Source organism: Streptomyces rimosus (genome assembly GCF_008704655.1).
GTDB lineage: Bacteria > Actinomycetota > Actinomycetes > Streptomycetales > Streptomycetaceae > Streptomyces > Streptomyces rimosus.
In genome coordinates, this window is sequence record NZ_CP023688.1 from 8183483 (window position 1) to 8198770 (window position 15288).

The 15288-nt window shown below is 73.8% G+C and carries 13 protein-coding genes and 1 pseudogene; 8 read left to right on the plus strand and 6 right to left on the minus strand.

From position 1 onward, the window contains the following. Positions 1–5: 5 nt before the first annotated feature. The 6 genes from CP984_RS35900 to CP984_RS35925 all read left to right on the plus strand — a co-directional run bounded on the left by CP984_RS35900 (position 6) and on the right by CP984_RS35925 (position 4955). Positions 6–830: a HipA family kinase gene (locus CP984_RS35900; protein ID WP_003985147.1), complete on the plus strand. Its 825-nt coding sequence runs from the start codon at positions 6–8 to the stop codon at positions 828–830. After that, positions 827–1222, plus strand: coding sequence for a DUF3037 domain-containing protein (locus CP984_RS35905; protein WP_003985148.1), 396 nt, complete (start codon positions 827–829; stop codon positions 1220–1222). The genes CP984_RS35900 and CP984_RS35905 overlap by 4 nt, the downstream gene beginning before the upstream one ends. A 187-nt stretch (positions 1223–1409) precedes the next feature. Beyond that, positions 1410–2171, plus strand: coding sequence for a 3-oxoacyl-ACP reductase FabG (gene fabG / locus CP984_RS35910; RefSeq protein ID WP_003985149.1), 762 nt, complete (start codon positions 1410–1412; stop codon positions 2169–2171). A gap of 17 nt (positions 2172–2188) precedes the next feature. Then, positions 2189–2959, plus strand: coding sequence for an SDR family oxidoreductase (locus CP984_RS35915; protein ID WP_030177875.1), 771 nt, complete (start codon positions 2189–2191; stop codon positions 2957–2959). Positions 2960–3187: 228 nt separating this feature from the next. Next, on the plus strand, positions 3188–4153 hold the full coding sequence (locus CP984_RS35920) for an aldo/keto reductase (protein WP_003985151.1): 966 nt from the start codon (positions 3188–3190) through the stop codon (positions 4151–4153). A 124-nt stretch (positions 4154–4277) separates the two neighbouring features. After that, positions 4278–4955 carry a uracil-DNA glycosylase gene (locus CP984_RS35925; protein ID WP_003987298.1) on the plus strand — a complete coding sequence of 226 codons (678 nt, stop codon included), beginning with the start codon at positions 4278–4280 and terminating at the stop codon, positions 4953–4955. Between the two features lie 73 nt (positions 4956–5028). Here CP984_RS35925 and CP984_RS35930 read toward each other — a convergent pair whose 3' ends face one another. Further along, positions 5029–5532, minus strand: coding sequence for a hypothetical protein (locus CP984_RS35930; protein ID WP_003987300.1), 504 nt, complete (start codon positions 5530–5532; stop codon positions 5029–5031). Between the two features lie 78 nt (positions 5533–5610). Next, complete coding sequence (locus tag CP984_RS35935; RefSeq protein WP_003987301.1) at positions 5611–6267, minus strand: TetR/AcrR family transcriptional regulator; 657 nt, start codon at positions 6265–6267, stop codon at positions 5611–5613. Between the two features lie 156 nt (positions 6268–6423). Here CP984_RS35935 and CP984_RS35940 point away from each other — a divergent pair, with 156 nt between their 5' ends. Together CP984_RS35940 and CP984_RS35945 are read left to right on the plus strand one after the other, a co-directional pair. Next, entirely contained in the window at positions 6424–7695 is a 1272-nt protein-coding gene (locus tag CP984_RS35940; RefSeq protein ID WP_003987302.1) for an FAD-dependent monooxygenase, read from the plus strand. Positions 7696–7736: 41 nt separating this feature from the next. Then, positions 7737–8642: a Gfo/Idh/MocA family protein gene (locus CP984_RS35945; protein ID WP_030177870.1), complete on the plus strand. Its 906-nt coding sequence runs from the start codon at positions 7737–7739 to the stop codon at positions 8640–8642. Positions 8643–8653: 11 nt separating this feature from the next. Here CP984_RS35945 and lnt read toward each other — a convergent pair whose 3' ends face one another. From lnt to CP984_RS35965, 4 genes and pseudogenes are all read right to left on the minus strand, one after another. Continuing rightward, entirely contained in the window at positions 8654–10249 is a 1596-nt protein-coding gene (gene lnt, locus CP984_RS35950) for an apolipoprotein N-acyltransferase (RefSeq protein ID WP_063726400.1), read from the minus strand. An 83-nt stretch (positions 10250–10332) separates the two neighbouring features. Beyond that, positions 10333–10829, minus strand: a pseudogene (locus CP984_RS35955) (nuclear transport factor 2 family protein). Between the two features lie 100 nt (positions 10830–10929). Continuing rightward, positions 10930–12846 carry an ABC transporter ATP-binding protein gene (locus CP984_RS35960; protein WP_003987174.1) on the minus strand — a complete coding sequence of 639 codons (1917 nt, stop codon included), beginning with the start codon at positions 12844–12846 and terminating at the stop codon, positions 10930–10932. 304 nt (positions 12847–13150) lie between these two features. Beyond that, the gene (locus CP984_RS35965) at positions 13151–15238 is read right to left on the minus strand and encodes a heavy metal translocating P-type ATPase (RefSeq protein ID WP_078575173.1); all 2088 of its coding nucleotides are present in this window, start codon (positions 15236–15238) and stop codon (positions 13151–13153) included. Positions 15239–15288: the final 50 nt, after the last annotated feature.

Here is a 15288-nt window from a genome sequence, read left to right on the forward strand (position 1 = left end):
TCCGCATGTTGTCCGAAGTCACCGCGACCCGCTATGTCACGCCCTTGCGTGAGGGCGGGTCGCTTCCGGGGATCGTCGAAGCCGATGATCTCGGTACGTATGTCATGAAATTCACCGGGGCGGGGCAGGGGCGCAAGACTCTGGTCGCCGAGGTGATCTGTGGGGAGCTGGGGCGGCGGCTCGGGCTGCGGGTGCCGGAGTTGGTGCGGATGCAGCTCGATCCGGTGATCGGGCTGAGTGAGCCCGATCAGGAGGTGCAGGAGCTGCTGAAGGCCAGTGGGGGCCTGAACCTGGGGATGGACTATCTGCCGGGGTCGCTCGGGTTCGATCCGCTCGCGTTCGAGGTGTCGGCGCGGGAGGCGGGGCGGGTCGTGTGGTTCGACGCGCTCATCAACAACGTGGACCGCTCGTGGCGCAACCCGAACCTGCTGGTCTGGCACGGTGAGCTGTGGCTGATCGACCACGGGGCCACGATGATCTGGCAGCACAACTGGCCGACCGCCGAGAAGTCCGCTGCCAAGCCGTACGACGCGTCCGACCATGTGCTGGCGAGCTTCGGACCGGACATCGAGGCCGCGGCGGCCGAGTTCGCGCCGCTGGTCACCGAGGAGCTGCTGACCGAGGTCGCGGCCGCCGTGCCGGACGAGTGGCTGGTGGACGAGCCCGGCTTCGACTCGCCGGACGCGCTGCGCGGTGCCTACGTACGGGCGCTGCTGGGGCGTGCCGCGGTGATCGGGGACCAGATCGGCATCGGGGAGCGTACGAAGGACGGGCCCTCCCGGGTGCCCGGCTGGCTGGCGACCGAGTTGCCGCGGAGGGCAGTGAAGTGAGCGGCCTGCACAACGGACGTGACGTGTTCGAGTACGCCCTGCTCAAGGTCGTACCGCGGGTCGAACGCGGAGAAATGATCAATGCGGGGGTGGTCGTGTACTGCCGCGCCCGGCGCTTCGTGGAGGCGCGTACGTATCTGGACGAGGGGCGGTTGCGGGCGCTCGACGCGAACGCCGACGTGGAGGGCGTCAAGGCGGCCCTGCGGGCGGTCGAGGGGATCTGTGTGGGCGGCGAGCGCGCCGGGCAGGCTGCGGGCGACGACGCGGGGCGGCGCTTCCGGTGGCTGATCGCGCCGCGCAGCACCGTCGTGCAGCCGGGCCCGGTGCACACCGGGCTGACCGCGGACCCGTCGATCGAGGCGGAGCGGCTGCTCGGCCTGCTGGTGAAGTGAGGGGCGGCCGCCGGTGCGCGGGAAAGCCGGTGGCCCTCCTGAAGTGCGATGGAGTGCCGAGGAGGCGTTGACAGGGGGTGGCGGGGCTTCTAGCGTCGGGCCTGCTGAAGCTACTAAGCGGTTGCTCACCTGTGGTTGCGGTGCGGCGGACCGCTCGTCGAGGTTTCGAGGGTGAGGAGAACCCCGCATGTCCACCACCGAGCAGCGCGTAGCCATCGTGACGGGCGCGGCCCGTGGCATCGGCGCGGCCACCGCGGTCCGCCTGGCCGCCGAGGGCCGTGCCGTCGCCGTACTCGACCTCGACGAGGCGGCCTGCAAGGACACCGTCGAGAAGATCACCGTGGCGGGCGGCAGGGCGCTGGCCGTGGGCTGTGACGTCTCGGACGCGGAGCAGGTGGAGGCGGCCGTCGCCCGGGTGGCGGCGGAGCTGGGCGCGCCGACCGTCCTCGTCAACAACGCGGGTGTGCTCCGGGACAACCTGCTGTTCAAGATGAGCGACACCGACTGGGACACGGTCATGAACGTGCACCTGCGGGGCGCGTTCCTGATGTCGCGGGCCTGCCAGAAGCACATGGTCGACGCGAAGTTCGGCCGGATCGTGAACCTCTCCTCCAGCTCGGCGCTCGGCAACCGCGGGCAGGCCAACTACTCGGCCGCCAAGGCCGGTCTCCAGGGCTTCACCAAGACCCTCGCCATCGAACTCGGCAAGTTCGGCGTCACCGCCAACGCCGTCGCGCCCGGGTTCATCGCCACCGACATGACCGCCGCCACCGCCGAGCGCGTCGGCATGGGCTTCGAGGACTTCCAGGCCGCGGCCGCCACCCAGATCCCGGTGCAGCGCGTCGGCACGCCGGACGACATCGCCAACGCCATCGCCTTCTTCACGGGCGAGGCGGCCGGCTTCGTCTCCGGCCAGGTCCTGTACGTGGCCGGCGGCCCGCTCAACTGACGCCGGAGGTTATGGACATGACCGCACAGGACAAGCCGCTGCCCGCGTTCTCCGGCAAGGCGGCGCTGGTCACCGGCGCCAGCCGGGGCATCGGGTACGGCATCGCCAAGGCGCTGGTGGCCCGCGGGGACAAGGTCTGCATCACCGGCCGCAACGAGGATGCCCTCAAGGAGGCCGTGGAGACGCTGGGCGCCGACCGCGTCATCGGTGTCGCGGGCAAGGCGCACGACGAGGCCCACCAGGGCGTCGCCGTGGAGCGGGCCATGGAGGCGTTCGGCCGCGTCGACTACCTGGTCAACAACGCCGGTACGAACCCGGTGTTCGGCCCGATCGCGGATCTCGACCTGAACGTAGCCCGCAAGGTGTTCGAGACCAACGTCGTCTCCGCGCTCGGCTTCGCGCAGCGCACCTGGCACGCGTGGCAGAAGGACAACGGCGGCGCGATCGTCAACATCGCCTCCATCGCGGGCGTCTCCGCCTCGCCCTTCATCGGCGCGTACGGTATGAGCAAGGCCGCGATGATCAACCTGACGTTCCAGCTCGCGCACGAGTTCGCGCCGGTGGTACGGGTCAACTCGATCGCCCCGGCGGTCGTCAAGACCAAGTTCGCGGCCGCGCTGTACGAGAACCGCGAGGAGGAGGCCGCCGCGGGCTACCCGATGGGGCGCCTGGGCATCCCGGAGGACATCGGCGGCGCGGCGGCGTTCCTGCTGTCCGACGCCGCCGGCTGGATCACGGGGCAGACGCTCCAGGTGGACGGCGGGCTGTTCCTGAACGCGGGGGTCTGAGGGCGCCGGTGGAAGCGGGCGTCTGAGGGCGGGCGCAAGCCGGACGCGCGTGCCGGGTTGCGCGCCCCGCGTAGGTGCGGGCGCCCCGCGTACGGGAGCGCGTACAGCGGCTTGCGTTCGCGTGCACTCCAAGAGGCAGGGTCTGTGGTGCCGGTCCGGAAGGGCCGGCACCACATCTGTCATGGGCCGGTAGGGAGCCCGTGACGCGACTCCGCGAAGGAGACCGCCATGCGGTTCCGCACTCTCGGCGGCGGCCGGGGACCCGAGGTCAGCGCCCTGTGCCTGGGCACCCTGCCGTTCGGCACCACCGTCGACGAGGAGACGGCGTACGCCATCCTCGACCGCTTCGCCGAGGCGGGCGGCACCTTCCTGGACACCGCCAACAACTACGCCTGCTGGGTGCCGGGCGCGACCGGCGACGAGAGCGAGCTGCTGCTCGGGCGCTGGCTGCGCAGCCGGGGCGCCAGGGACCGCACGGTACTGGCCACCAAGGTCGGCGCCCGCCCCGACCCGTCCCGCGGTCCGGAGTGGCCCGCCAACCTTGAGGGGCTGGGCGATAAGGCCGTACGGGACGGGATCGAGGGCAGCCTGCGGCGGCTCGGTACGGACCGGGTGGACCTGTATTACGCGCACATCGAGGACCGTGACGTGCCCCTGGAGGAGACCGTCGGGGCGCTGGCGGGCCTGGTGCGGGACGGCTCGGTGGGCCTGCTCGGGGCCAGCAACCACGCCACGTGGCGGCTCGCCGAGGCCCGCCGTATCGCCGAGGCGCAGGGCCTGCCCGGCTACCGCGCCGTACAGCAGCGGCACACCTACCTGCGACCGCGGCCCGACGCGGATTCCGGGCTCCAGCGGGAGACGGACGGGGAACTTGTCGACTACGCCGAGGCGCACGAGGATCTGACGCTGCTGGGGTACTCGACGCTGATGCACGGCGGATACGCGCGGCCGGAGCAGCCGCTGCTGGACCGGTACGACCACCCCGGTTCGGTGGTGCGCCTGCGGGTCCTTCGCGAGGTGGCGGCGGAGGCCGGGGCCACCGTGAACCAGGTGGTGCTGGCCTGGCTGATGGACGGCCGGGTGCCGGTCGTCCCCGTCCTCGGTGTGAGTTCGGTGGCGCAGCTGGACGAGAGCCTGGCGGCGCTGGACCTGCGGCTGGACGCGGCGCAGCGGGCGCGGCTCGACACGGCGTGAGCGGGCGCGGGGCGGGCGGCGGCCCGTGCGGGCGGGCCGGCCGGTGGGCGGGCGTGCGGCGTTGTCAGTGGTCGCCGGTAAGTTCGTAACCGAGAACGGAACGCACACCGGAGGTTGCTCAGTGATGACCGACATGCTGCCCGAGTCCTGGCGCGGCGTCCTCGGCGAGGAGTTGGAGAAGCCCTACTTCAAGGAGCTCACCGAGTTCGTCGAGCAGGAGCGGGCGAAGGGGCCGGTCTACCCGCCCCGCGAGGAGGTCTTCGCGGCCCTCGACGCCACCCCGTACGACCAGGTGAAGGTGCTGATCCTCGGACAGGACCCGTACCACGGCGAGGGGCAGGGCCACGGGCTGTGCTTCTCCGTGCGGCCCGGTGTGAAGACGCCGCCGTCGCTGCGCAACATCTACAAGGAGATGAAGGAGGAGCTGGGCCACCCGGTCCCGGACAACGGCTATCTGATGCCCTGGGCCCGCCAGGGCGTGCTGCTGCTGAACGCGGTGCTGACGGTGCGCGCCGGCGAGGCCAACTCGCACAAGGGCAAGGGCTGGGAGAAGTTCACCGACGCGGTGATAAAGGCGGTGGCCTCCCGGCCGGACCCGGCGGTGTTCGTGCTCTGGGGCAACTACGCGAAGAAGAAGCTGCCGCTGATCGACACCGAGCGGCACGCGGTCGTGGAGGGCGCCCACCCGTCCCCGCTGTCCGCCAAGAAATTCTTCGGATCCCGGCCCTTCACCCGGATCAACGAGGCGGTCGCGGCGCAGGGGCACACCCCGATCGACTGGCGTATCCCCGACCTGGGCTGAACCGGGGCGCGGCGTTCGGCGCCCACGGGGGCGGCCCGGCAGCGCGGGCGCCCGCCCCCGGCCGGCCCGACGCTCAGCCCCCGTACACGCGGCGGCAGATCTCGTCGGGGCGGTCGTCGCCCTGCCAGCGGCCGTACTCCCGGGCCAGTGCGCACAGGCCGGGGGCCGGGGCGGCCGGGTGACGGTCCTCGGAGCGCCGCCACGGTGGGCCGAAGCGGCGGCCTCCGTGACCGGACCCGGGCTTCGCTTCGTCCCGTACGCCCCGGCCCGCGCCCTTGCCCTTCCCGCCCCCCTTCCGCACGGACTCCGGCTGCGGCTGCTTCGCCGGCTGCGCGCCGGAGACCGGGGGACCGGCGGGTACGGAGCGCCGCGCGGCCGGGCCGGACGCCGGCGCGCCCGGACGCTCGCGGCGCGGGGACTGGGTCACCTCGGGGCCGATGGGCTCCACGGATGGGGCGGGCGCCACAGGGCGCGGCTGAAGGCTCTCGGGGGCCGGGCGGTGGGCGACGGTGACACATCCGGTGGCGACCGCGGCCGTCATCACCGCGAGGACCGCCGCTGCGGGAATACGGAACACCGGCCAACTCTGCCGATCGCGGCCCCTTTTGGGAAGGACCCGCGGGAGTGATCGTTCCGGGCGGCCGTTGACGCCGGATCAGCCGCGGCCGAGCAGGCCGACGAGCAGTTCCTCGATACCGGTGCGAAGTTCCCGCCGGGTCGGCGGTGTCGCGTGGAACTGTCCGGCGACGCAGGTGAAGAGCATGCCGTCGCACCAGGCGAGTACGTTCAGGGCGTGCCGTTCGGGTGCGGTGGACCCGGCCGCCGTCAGCATCGCCACCAGCATTTCGCGGAACCGCTGCCCGGTCCGGTCGTAGATGGCGCGCAGTTCGGGGCGCCGGGTGGCTTCCAGGGCCAGTTCGTACCGGGCGACGGTCAGGTCCCGGTGGCGGGTCAGCGAACGATGCAGGCCGAGGGAGAGGGCGTCGGCGAGCGCCGCCGGGCCGCTGCCCGCCGCGTCCGGCATCTCCGGAGGCGTGAGGACGGCCGCCTCCCGATCGGCCAGCCGCCGGACCGCCGTTTCCAGCAGGGCCGCGCGGGTGCGCGCCAGGTTCGACGTGGACCCCTGCGGCAGCCCGGCGGCCTCGTCGACGGCCCGGTGGGTGAGCCCGCGCAGCCCGCGCTCGGCGAGGAGAGAGAGGGCGGCGTCGGCGATGCGGTCGTGGCGGGGGGTGGCTTTGGCGGCCTCGCTCTTGCCTGTCGGGGTCTTGTCGGCAGCGGCCTTGTCGGCAGCGGCCTTGTTGGTCGAGGTCATGCCGGTCGTGGACGTGCTGGGGGTGGCACTTCGGGTCATGGCAGGTGAGCCTACCGCTGCGACTACACGTGTAGTAAGTTGCGACTACAGGTGTAGTCAGGGCGTCCGGTGGCAGCTCCGCCGGGCCTCCGGCTGCTCGGTGCCACGGGAGGGCTCATGCGTCAGCGCACGGCGATCGTCATCGGCGGCGGGATCGGCGGTCTCACCGCCGCCGTCGCCCTGCACCGGCAGGGGTGGGAAGTCACCGTCCTGGAACGGGCCGCCTCGCTCGAACCCGTCGGGGCCGGTATCGCCCTGGCCGCCAACGCCCAGCGCGCGCTGGACACCATCGGCGCGGGCGATGCCGTACGCGACATGGCCGTCCCGCAGTTCAAGGGCGAGATCCGGACCCCGCGCGGCCGCCGGCTGGCCCGTACGGACAACGCCGCGGCCGTACGGCGCTTCGGCGGCCCCGTCGTGGTCGCCCACCGCGCGGAGCTGATCGCCCTGCTCGCCGGGCGGCTGCCCGAAGGGGCCGTACGGACCGGCGCGCCCGCCGAAGTCGCCGACCCGGGCGACCCCACGCGCCCGGACCGCCCGGCCCGCGTCCGCCTCCTGCCCCCGGCCGAAAGCGCCGATACCGCCGATACCGGCAACGCGGCCAACACTCCGCACCTGACCGCCGGCCTCGTCATGGCCGCCGACGGCATCCGCTCCGCCACCCGCCGCGCCCTCTTCCCCGGCCACCCCGAACCGCGCTACGCCGGTTTCACCAGTTGGCGCCTCGTCGTCCCGGCGCTCCGCCGCCCGTACGCCGCGCACGAGACGTGGGGGCCCGGCGGGGTGTGGGGGAGCGTGGCGCTGCACGACGGGCGGGTCTACGCCTATGCCACCGCGGCCGTGCCGCCCGGGGGCCGCGCGCCGGACGGCGAACGGTCCGAGCTGCTGCGCCGGTTCGGCAGCTGGCATCAGCCGATCCCCGAGATCCTGGCAGCCGCCGACCCGGCCGCCATCCTGCGCAACGACGTGCGTACGGCGGCCCGGCCGCTGCCCGCCTGCCACCGCGGCCGGGTCGCCCTGCTCGGTGACGCCGTGCACCCGATGACGCCCAACCTCGGACAGGGCGGCTGCCAGGCCGTCGAGGACGCGATCGTGCTGGCGCACCGTGTCGCGTCGGACCGGTCCCTGGCGGCGGCCCTCGACGCGTACTCGCGGGAGCGGCTGCCGCGTACGACGGAGGTCGTGCGCCGGGCGGAGCGCATCGGCCACCTCACCACCTGGCGGTCCGCGCCTGCCGTACTGCTGCGCGGGGCCGCCATCGCCTGCACCGCGCGGTTCGCGCCGGACCTGGCGCTGCGCCCGCTCGACGGCATCGCCGACTGGCGGCCACCGGGTGGCACGTATGCTTCCGGGGCGCCCGGCGCACGCCCGGCGCATCCAGCGCGCTGACCGGCGCGCAATCGGCGGTGGCACAACTCAGGGAGTCATTCGTGAAGGTCGGCTGCATCGGACTCGGCGACATCGCACAGAAGGCATATCTGCCGGTGCTCGGCGCGCAGCCCGGTGTCGAGCTGCACCTCCAGACCCGTACGCCGGCCACCCTGGAGCGGATCGCCGCCACCTACCGCCTGCCCGCCGACCGGTGCCACACCGACCTGGACGGGCTGCTCGCCACCGGCCTGGACGCGGCGTTCGTGCACGCGCCCACCACCGCGCACCCGGAGATCGTCACCCGCCTCGTGGAGGCCGGGGTGCCGACGTACGTGGACAAGCCGATCGCCTACGACCTGGCCGACACCGAGCGCATCGTGCGGCTCGCCGAGGAGCGCCGCGTCAGCCTGGCGGTCGGCTTCAACCGCCGTTATGCGCCGGGGTACGCGCAGTGCCTGGAGCACCCGCGCGATCTGATCCTCATGCAGAAGAACCGGGTCGGCCTCCCCGAGGCCCCCCGGACGCTGGTCCTGGACGACTTCATCCACGTCGTCGACACCCTGCGGTTTTTGGCGCCCGGCACCGTCGAGCACGTGGACGTACGGGCGAAGATCCGCGACGGCCTGATGCACCACGTGGTGCTGCACCTCTCCGGCGACGGCTTCAGCGCCATCGGCAGCATGAACCGGCTCAGCGGATCCACGGAGGAGATCCTCGACGTGTCGGGGCAGGACACCAAGCGCCAGGTCGTCAACCTCGCCGAGGTCATCGACCACAAGGGGCAGCCGAGTGTGCGGCGGCGCGGCGACTGGGTGCCGGTGGCCCGGCAGCGTGGCATCGAGCAGATCGTGCTGGCCTTCCTGGACGAGGTGCGGGCGGGCCGGTTCGTCCCGGCCGAGGACGCGCTGCGGACGCACGAGCTGTGCGAGCGGGTGATCGAGGAGGCGCTGGCGCAGGCGGGGTGAGGCGGCGGCGCCTACCGGACCCGCGCCGACCTCCGGGCCCGCAGCGCCCGCGCCCCCGCCACGCCCGCGTACGCGCCGAGCGCCAGCATCGCGCCGTACAGGGCCCAGTCGCCGAAGCGCGCGTACGGGCTGGTGCCCTCGGCCAGCGGGATGTCGTACACGGCCGCCGCGCCCCGCTCGGTGCCGAGCCGGCCGCCCACCGGTTCGCCCCGCGGCCCGTACACCGCGCTGACCCCGGTCAGCGTGGCGTGCGCCATCGGCCGCCACGTCTCGGCGGCCCGCAGCGCGGCCAGCGAGGCGTGCTGGGCGGGCGCCCAGCTGTCCTGGAAGGTCGAGGTGGAGGACTGCGCGACCAGCAACTGGGCGCCGTCCCGCGCCAGTTGGCGGCTCATGTCGGGGAACGCCGACTCGAAGCAGACCAGCGGCCCCACGCGCAGCCCGCCCGCCGAGCCGACCGGCATCAGCACCTGCCGGGTGCCGCGCATCCGGTTCTGGTCGGCGGCCTTGCCGACGTGCGTCGCCCAGCCCAGGACGGAACGCAGCGGGATGTACTCGCCGAACGGGACCAGGCGCATCTTGTCGTAGCGGTGGCCGGTCGCGCCGCGCGGGCCGACCAGGACCGAACTCTTGTAGATGCCGGGCTGCCCGGCGTGCCGGCCGTCGACGTTGACCAGGAGGTCGGCGCCCACGTCCCGGGAGAGCGCGGCGAGCCGGGCCGACATGGCCGGATTCCGGGTCAGGTCGCGGTTGACGCTGCTCTCTCCCCAGACCACCAGCTGGACGCCGCGCCCGGCCAGCGAGCGGGTCAGCTCCTCGCCGCGGGCTATCCGCGGGTCCGCGCCCACGATCTCGCCCGGCTGTACGAGGCCGACCCGGACCGTACCGGCCGGCCGCGGCACCGGCGCCCACAGCCACGCCGCGGTGCCGCCGACCGCGCACACGAGGAGGCCCGCGACGGCCGGGACGCGGGCCCGCGGCACCGCGACGAGCAGGGCGAGCGCGGTGTTCACCGACACGAGGAGCAGGCTCAGCAGCCACACCCCGCCGAGCGAGGCGAGCCGCAGGGCGGGTGGCACCTGCCACTGGCTGGCGCCCAGCAGCCCCCACGGCCCGCCCAAGTACTCCCAGGACCTGACCAGTTCCACCATCAGCCAGCCGGACGGTACGAGGACGAGTGACGCCGCGCACCGGGCCGCGCTCGGCGAGCCGTGCAGCAGCGCCCGTACGAGCAGGCCCCAGGGCGCCCACAACAGGCCGAGCAGCGCGGCCAGCACGAGGATGAACACGTGCAGGCTCGGCAGCAGCCAGTGGTGGACGGCCAGCATGAAGCCCGCGCCGCCGAGCCAGCCGTCCAGTGCCGCGCGGCGGTGGGTCCGGGCCGAGCGCGCCAGCAATATCCACGGTACGAGGGCGACGTAGGCCAGCCACCACAGGGCGGGCGCCGGGAACGCGAGCGCGGGCAGCGCTCCGGCCGCGACCGCCGCGGCGCCGCGTCCCCAGGGCGACGTGAGCGCCGCCCTCCGGGCGGCCGACGGGAGCCCGCGGCCCCGCCCTTCGCGAACCCGCCCCGGACCCGCTTCCCACCGGCCGTCGGCCGACACCTGCATGCCGTCTCCTCCTTCGGAACCCTCCGCCGGATCGCAGCACCCAGTGTGCGCGAGCCGGCCGATCATGGACAGCAGGGGGCCCGTCAGGCGTGCGCCGGAAGCAGTTGGCGCCACTTCTCGTGGACGACGACCTCGGTCAGCCGCCAGCCTTCGGCGGCGCGGCGGGCGGCGAAGACATAGCGGCCCGCGCAGGTGTAGTTGGGGCGGCCGACGCGCCGGCGGACGCGCCGGGCGGGGCGTCGTGCGGGCCCGCGAGGTGCATCGGGTTCAGGTAGTCGGCCTGCACCGTGGCCGTGTCGCCGGGCGCGCCGCCGTCGCGCAGCGCGATGCCGATCCGCCGGTTGACGATCAGGTGCTGGCGTACGGGGAAGCGCCGCATCATCGCGTCGAGCCAGTCCGCGACGGCGTCGGCGCTGCCCGCGATGCCGCCCGCCGAGCGGTAGTCGACGTGCCCGCCGGGGACGAACAGGGCCCGGTAGGCGGCCCAGTCGCCGTCGTCCACGGCGATCGCGTAACCGGTGACCAGGTCGTCGATGGCGAGGCGGTCCATGACAGTGGTGTGTTCCACGCGCTGGGTCATCGCCTCAGTGTTCGGCATGCGCGGGGCGGCGCCAAGGGGACGGGAGGGCACGGCCGCGGGCCCCCGCCGGAAGACGGGGGCCCGCTGGTGGTACGGCCGGTCAGCGCGCAGCGGTCGGCTCCGCCGCCTCGCGCACGGCGCGTTCCCGGGAGGTCTCCGCCTCCGCGAACTGGGTGCGGTACAGCTCCTCGTACCGCCCGCCCGCCGCGAGCAGCGCGTCGTGCGTGCCGCGTTCGACGATCCGGCCGTCCTCGACCACCAGGATCAGGTCGGCGGCCCGTACGGTCGACAGCCGGTGGGCGATCACCACCGACGTACGGCCCTCCAGGGCCTCGGTCAGCGCCTCCTGGACCGCCGCCTCCGAGGTGTTGTCCAGGTGGGCGGTGGCCTCGTCCAGGATCACCACGCGCGGCCGGGCCAGCAGCAGGCGGGCGATGGTCAGCCGCTGCCGCTCACCGCCGGAGAGCCGGTAGCCGCGCTCGCCGACCACCGTGTCCAGGCCCTCCGGCAGCGAGGCGATCAGGCCGTCCAGACGGGCGCGGCGCAGCGCGTCCCACAGGTCGTCCTCGCCCGCCTCCGGCCGGGCCAGCAGCAGGTTCGCGCGGATCGTCTCGTGGAAGAGGTGGCCGTCCTGGGTCACCATGCCGAGGGTGTCGCGGATCGAGTCGGCGCTCAGGTCGCGTACGTCCACGCCGCCGAGCCGCACCGCGCCGGCGTCCGCGTCGTACAGCCGCGGCAGCAGTTGCGCGATGGTCGACTTGCCGGCGCCCGAGGAGCCGACCAGGGCGACCATCCGGCCCGGCTCCACACGGAAGGAGACGTCGTGCAGCACCTCGGCGCCGCCCCTGGTGTCCAGGGTCGCCACCTCTTCGAGGGAGGCCAGGGAGACCTTGTCGGCCGACGGGTAGCCGAAGCGCACGGAGTCGAACTCTACCGAGACCGGGCCCTCCGGCACCGCGCGGGCGTCCGGCTTCTCCTCGATCAGCGGCTTCAGGTCCAGCACCTCGAAGACCCGCTCGAAGCTGACCAGAGCGCTCATCACCTCGGTGTGCGCGCCGGACAGCGCCGTCAGCGGCGCGTACAGGCGGGTCAGCAGCAGGGCCAGCGACACGATGGAGCCCGCTTCGAGGTGGCCGCGCAGCGCCAGGAAGCCGCCGAGGCCGTAGACGACGGCCAGCGCGAGGGCGGAGACGAGGGTGAGCGCGGTGACGAAGTACGTCTGGACCATGGCGGTGCGCACCCCGATGTCGCGCACCCGCCGGGCCCGTGCGGCGAACTCCGCCGACTCGTGCGCCGGGCGGCCGAACAGCTTGATGAGGGTGGCGCCCGGCGCGGAGAACCGCTCGGTCATCTGGGTGCCCATCGCGGCGTTGTGGTCGGCCGCCTCCCGCCGCAGCCCGGCCAGCCGCCGTCCCACCCGGCGCGCGGGCAGGACGAACACCGGCAGCAGCACCAGCGCGATCAGCGTGATCTGCCACGACAGGCTCAGCATCACCACGAGCGTCAGCAGCAGCGTCACGACGTTGCCGACCACGCTGGACAGCGTGTCGCTGAACGCCCGCTGCGCGCCGATCACATCGTTGTTCAGGCGGCTGACCAGGGCTCCCGTACGGGTACGGGTGAAGAAGGCGACCGGCATCCGCTGCACGTGGTCGTAGACCGTGGTCCGCAGATCGAGGATCAGGCCCTCGCCGAGGCCCGCCGACAGCCGGCGCGTCAGCAGGCCCAGGCCCGCCTCCGCCACCGCGATGACGGCGATCAGCCCGGAGAGCCCGAGGACGGTACCGGGCGCCGCGCCGCCCACGATGCCGTCGACCACCCGTCCCGCGAGCACCGGCGTGACCACCGCGAGCATCGCGGTCACCGTGCTCAGCACCAGGAACCAGCCCAGCGCGCGGCGGTGCGGCCGCGCGAAGGCGGCGATGCGCCGCAGCGTCGCCCGGGAGAACGGGCGCCGGTCGCGCTGTGCGTTCATGGTGCTGTGCAGCGAGTGCCAGGCGGTGACTTCCATGTCCATCGCGGTCCTCCGGGGCGGCGTGGTCGGCAAGAGCGGGCCGCGCGGGCCGTACTGCCCGGCGACATGCCAGAAGCTATGACCTCAACCAATGTTGAGGTCAAGGGATTCCGTTGTCGGCGGGTCGGGAGCGGGGTGGTGCTCGGTTGGGGGGAGCCCAGGGGCGCGGTGTCCAGGGTGCGGTGTGCGGTCGTGTGAGCGCTCGGCGTACGGAGTGGCGCGTACACCCGGATGCGCGCCCCTCACCTGAGCCCGCGTCACCAGGTGCCCGTCCTCCTCAAGCCGTCACCCGGGTGCCCGCACCCCCTCAAGCCGCCGCGGCCCGTCGCCAGGCCGAGGTGCGCAGGAGGCGTAGCCCGTTGAGGCCGACGAGGACCGTCGAGCCTTCGTGGCCGAGTACTCCCAGTGGGAGTGGCAGGTGGCCGGTCAGGTCCCAGGTGACCAGTGCGCCGATGCATACGGATGCGATGACCAGGTTCTGCTCCACCAGGCGGCGTGCCCGGCGGGAGAGGGCTACGACGGTGGGTACCGCCCCGGCCTCGTCGCGTACCACCACCGCGTCGGCCGTCTCCAGGGCCAGGTCGGAGCCGACCCGGCCCATGGCGACGCCGCTGTGCGCGGCTGCCAGTGCGGGCGCGTCGTTCACGCCGTCGCCGACCATCAGCACCTTCGCCCCGCCGTCCTGCCAGGCGCGGACCGCGGTCACCTTGTCCTGCGGCAGCAAACCGGCCCGTACGTCCGTGACGCCGCACTCCTCGGCCGTACGGGCGGCGGCGCGGGCGTGGTCGCCGGTCAGCAGCGTCACGTCGGTGCCGGTCAGGCGGTGCAGCCGGGCCACCGCTTCGGGAGCGCCGGGGCGCAGTCGGTCGGTGACGGCCAGTACGGCGGCAGGCCGGGCGTCCACCAGTACGGCCACCGCGGTGTGACCGGCGGCCTCCACCTCCTCCACGCCGGCGCGCACCCCGCGCGCCAGCTCCTCGGCAAGCCCGTCCGCGCTCTCGTGCGCTCCCGCGCTCAGCAGCGCCGCCGGACTGCCGACCTGTACGACACGCCCCTCCACCACGGCGCGCACGCCGCGCCCCGGCATGGACGAGAACTCCCGCGCGTCGGGCACCCGCAGACCGCGTTCCTGTGCGGCGGCGACCACGGCGCGGGCCAGCGGGTGTTCGCTGGGCAGCTCCGCCGCGGCGGCGAGCGCGAGCGCCCGCCGCTCGTCCGCGCCGCCCAGCGCCCGCACCTCCGCGACCCGCGGCGCGCCTTCGGTGAGCGTGCCGGTCTTGTCCATCGCCACCCGCGTCACCGCGCCCAGCCCCTCCATCGCCACGGCCGACTTGACCAGGACGCCGTGCCGCCCGGCGGTGGCGATCGCGGACAGCAGCGGCGGCATGGTGGCCAGCACCACCGCGCACGGCGACGCCACGATCATGAAGGTCATGGCCCGCAGCAGGGTCGCGGTGAAGTCCGCGCCGAAGAGGAGCGGCAGCGCGAACAGCGCCAGGGTCACCAGCACCACTACGGCGGAGTAGCGCTGTTCGACCTTCTCGATGAAGACCTGGGTGGGCGCCTTGGTCCGGCCCGCCTCCTCGACCATCGCCACGATCCGGGCGATCGCCGACTCCGAGGCGTCCTTGCCGACCCGTATCCGCAGCGCGCCGGTGCCGTTCAGCGTCCCGGCGAACACCTCGTCGCCCGCGGTCTTGTCCACCGGCAGCGGCTCACCGGTGATGGTGGCCTGGTCCACCTCGCTCGCGCCGTCCAGCACCGTGCCGTCGGCGGGCAGTCGTTCCCCGGGGCGTACGAGGACGGTCTCGCCCACCCGCAGCGCGGCGGCCTCGACGGTCTCCTCCCGGCCGTCGGCCGTCAGCCGTACGGCGGTCGAGGGCGCGAGGTCGAGCAAGCCGCGCACGGAGTCCTCGGTTCGCCGGGTGGCCAGGGCCTCCAGCGCACCCGAGACCGCGAAGATCACGATCAGCAGGCCGCCGTCCAGGAACTGCCCGATCGCCGCAGCGCCGACCGCCGCCACGACCATCAGCAGATCGACGTCCAGGGTCCGTTCGCGCAGCGCCCGCAGACCCGCGAGGCCGGGCTCCCAGCCGCCGGCCGCGTAACACACCGCGTACAGCGGACCCCATGTCCAGGCCGGGGCGCCCGTCAGGTCGAGGGGAAAGGCCAGCAGGAAGGTGAGCGCGGCGAGGGCGGCCCAGCGCACCTCCGGCAGGGCGAAGAGCCGGCCGCGGCGCGGGGGAGGGGGCGGTGGCGCCGTGGCAGGGGCCGTGGCAGGGGTGGGCACGGAGATCGGTGCGGTGGCCGGTGCGGGGGTGTCGGCCGTGGTGGGTGCGCCGGTGGGAGCCGTCGGTGACGGGTGCGTACGGCCGTGACGGGACGTGGACGTCATGCGGTGACCTCTGGGGCGGGGAGGGAGCGGGGGACCCGCACACCATAACC

Bases quoted from the DNA above. Each gene is read 5' to 3' on its own strand.
- CP984_RS35900 (WP_003985147.1), top strand. From the start codon at position 6: ATGTTGTCCGAAGTCACCGCGACCCGCTATGTCACGCCCTTGCGTGAG.
- fabG (WP_003985149.1), top strand. From the start codon at position 1,410: ATGTCCACCACCGAGCAGCGCGTAGCCATCGTGACGGGCGCGGCCCGT.
- CP984_RS35915 (WP_030177875.1), top strand. From the start codon at position 2,189: ATGACCGCACAGGACAAGCCGCTGCCCGCGTTCTCCGGCAAGGCGGCG.
- CP984_RS35920 (WP_003985151.1), top strand. From the start codon at position 3,188: ATGCGGTTCCGCACTCTCGGCGGCGGCCGGGGACCCGAGGTCAGCGCC.
- CP984_RS35925 (WP_003987298.1), top strand. From the start codon at position 4,278: ATGACCGACATGCTGCCCGAGTCCTGGCGCGGCGTCCTCGGCGAGGAG.
- CP984_RS35935 (WP_003987301.1), bottom strand. From the start codon at position 6,267: ATGACCTCGACCAACAAGGCCGCTGCCGACAAGGCCGCTGCCGACAAG.
- CP984_RS35940 (WP_003987302.1), top strand. From the start codon at position 6,424: ATGCGTCAGCGCACGGCGATCGTCATCGGCGGCGGGATCGGCGGTCTC.
- lnt (WP_063726400.1), bottom strand. From the start codon at position 10,249: ATGCAGGTGTCGGCCGACGGCCGGTGGGAAGCGGGTCCGGGGCGGGTT.
- CP984_RS35960 (WP_003987174.1), bottom strand. From the start codon at position 12,846: ATGGACATGGAAGTCACCGCCTGGCACTCGCTGCACAGCACCATGAAC.
- CP984_RS35965 (WP_078575173.1), bottom strand. From the start codon at position 15,238: ATGACGTCCACGTCCCGTCACGGCCGTACGCACCCGTCACCGACGGCT.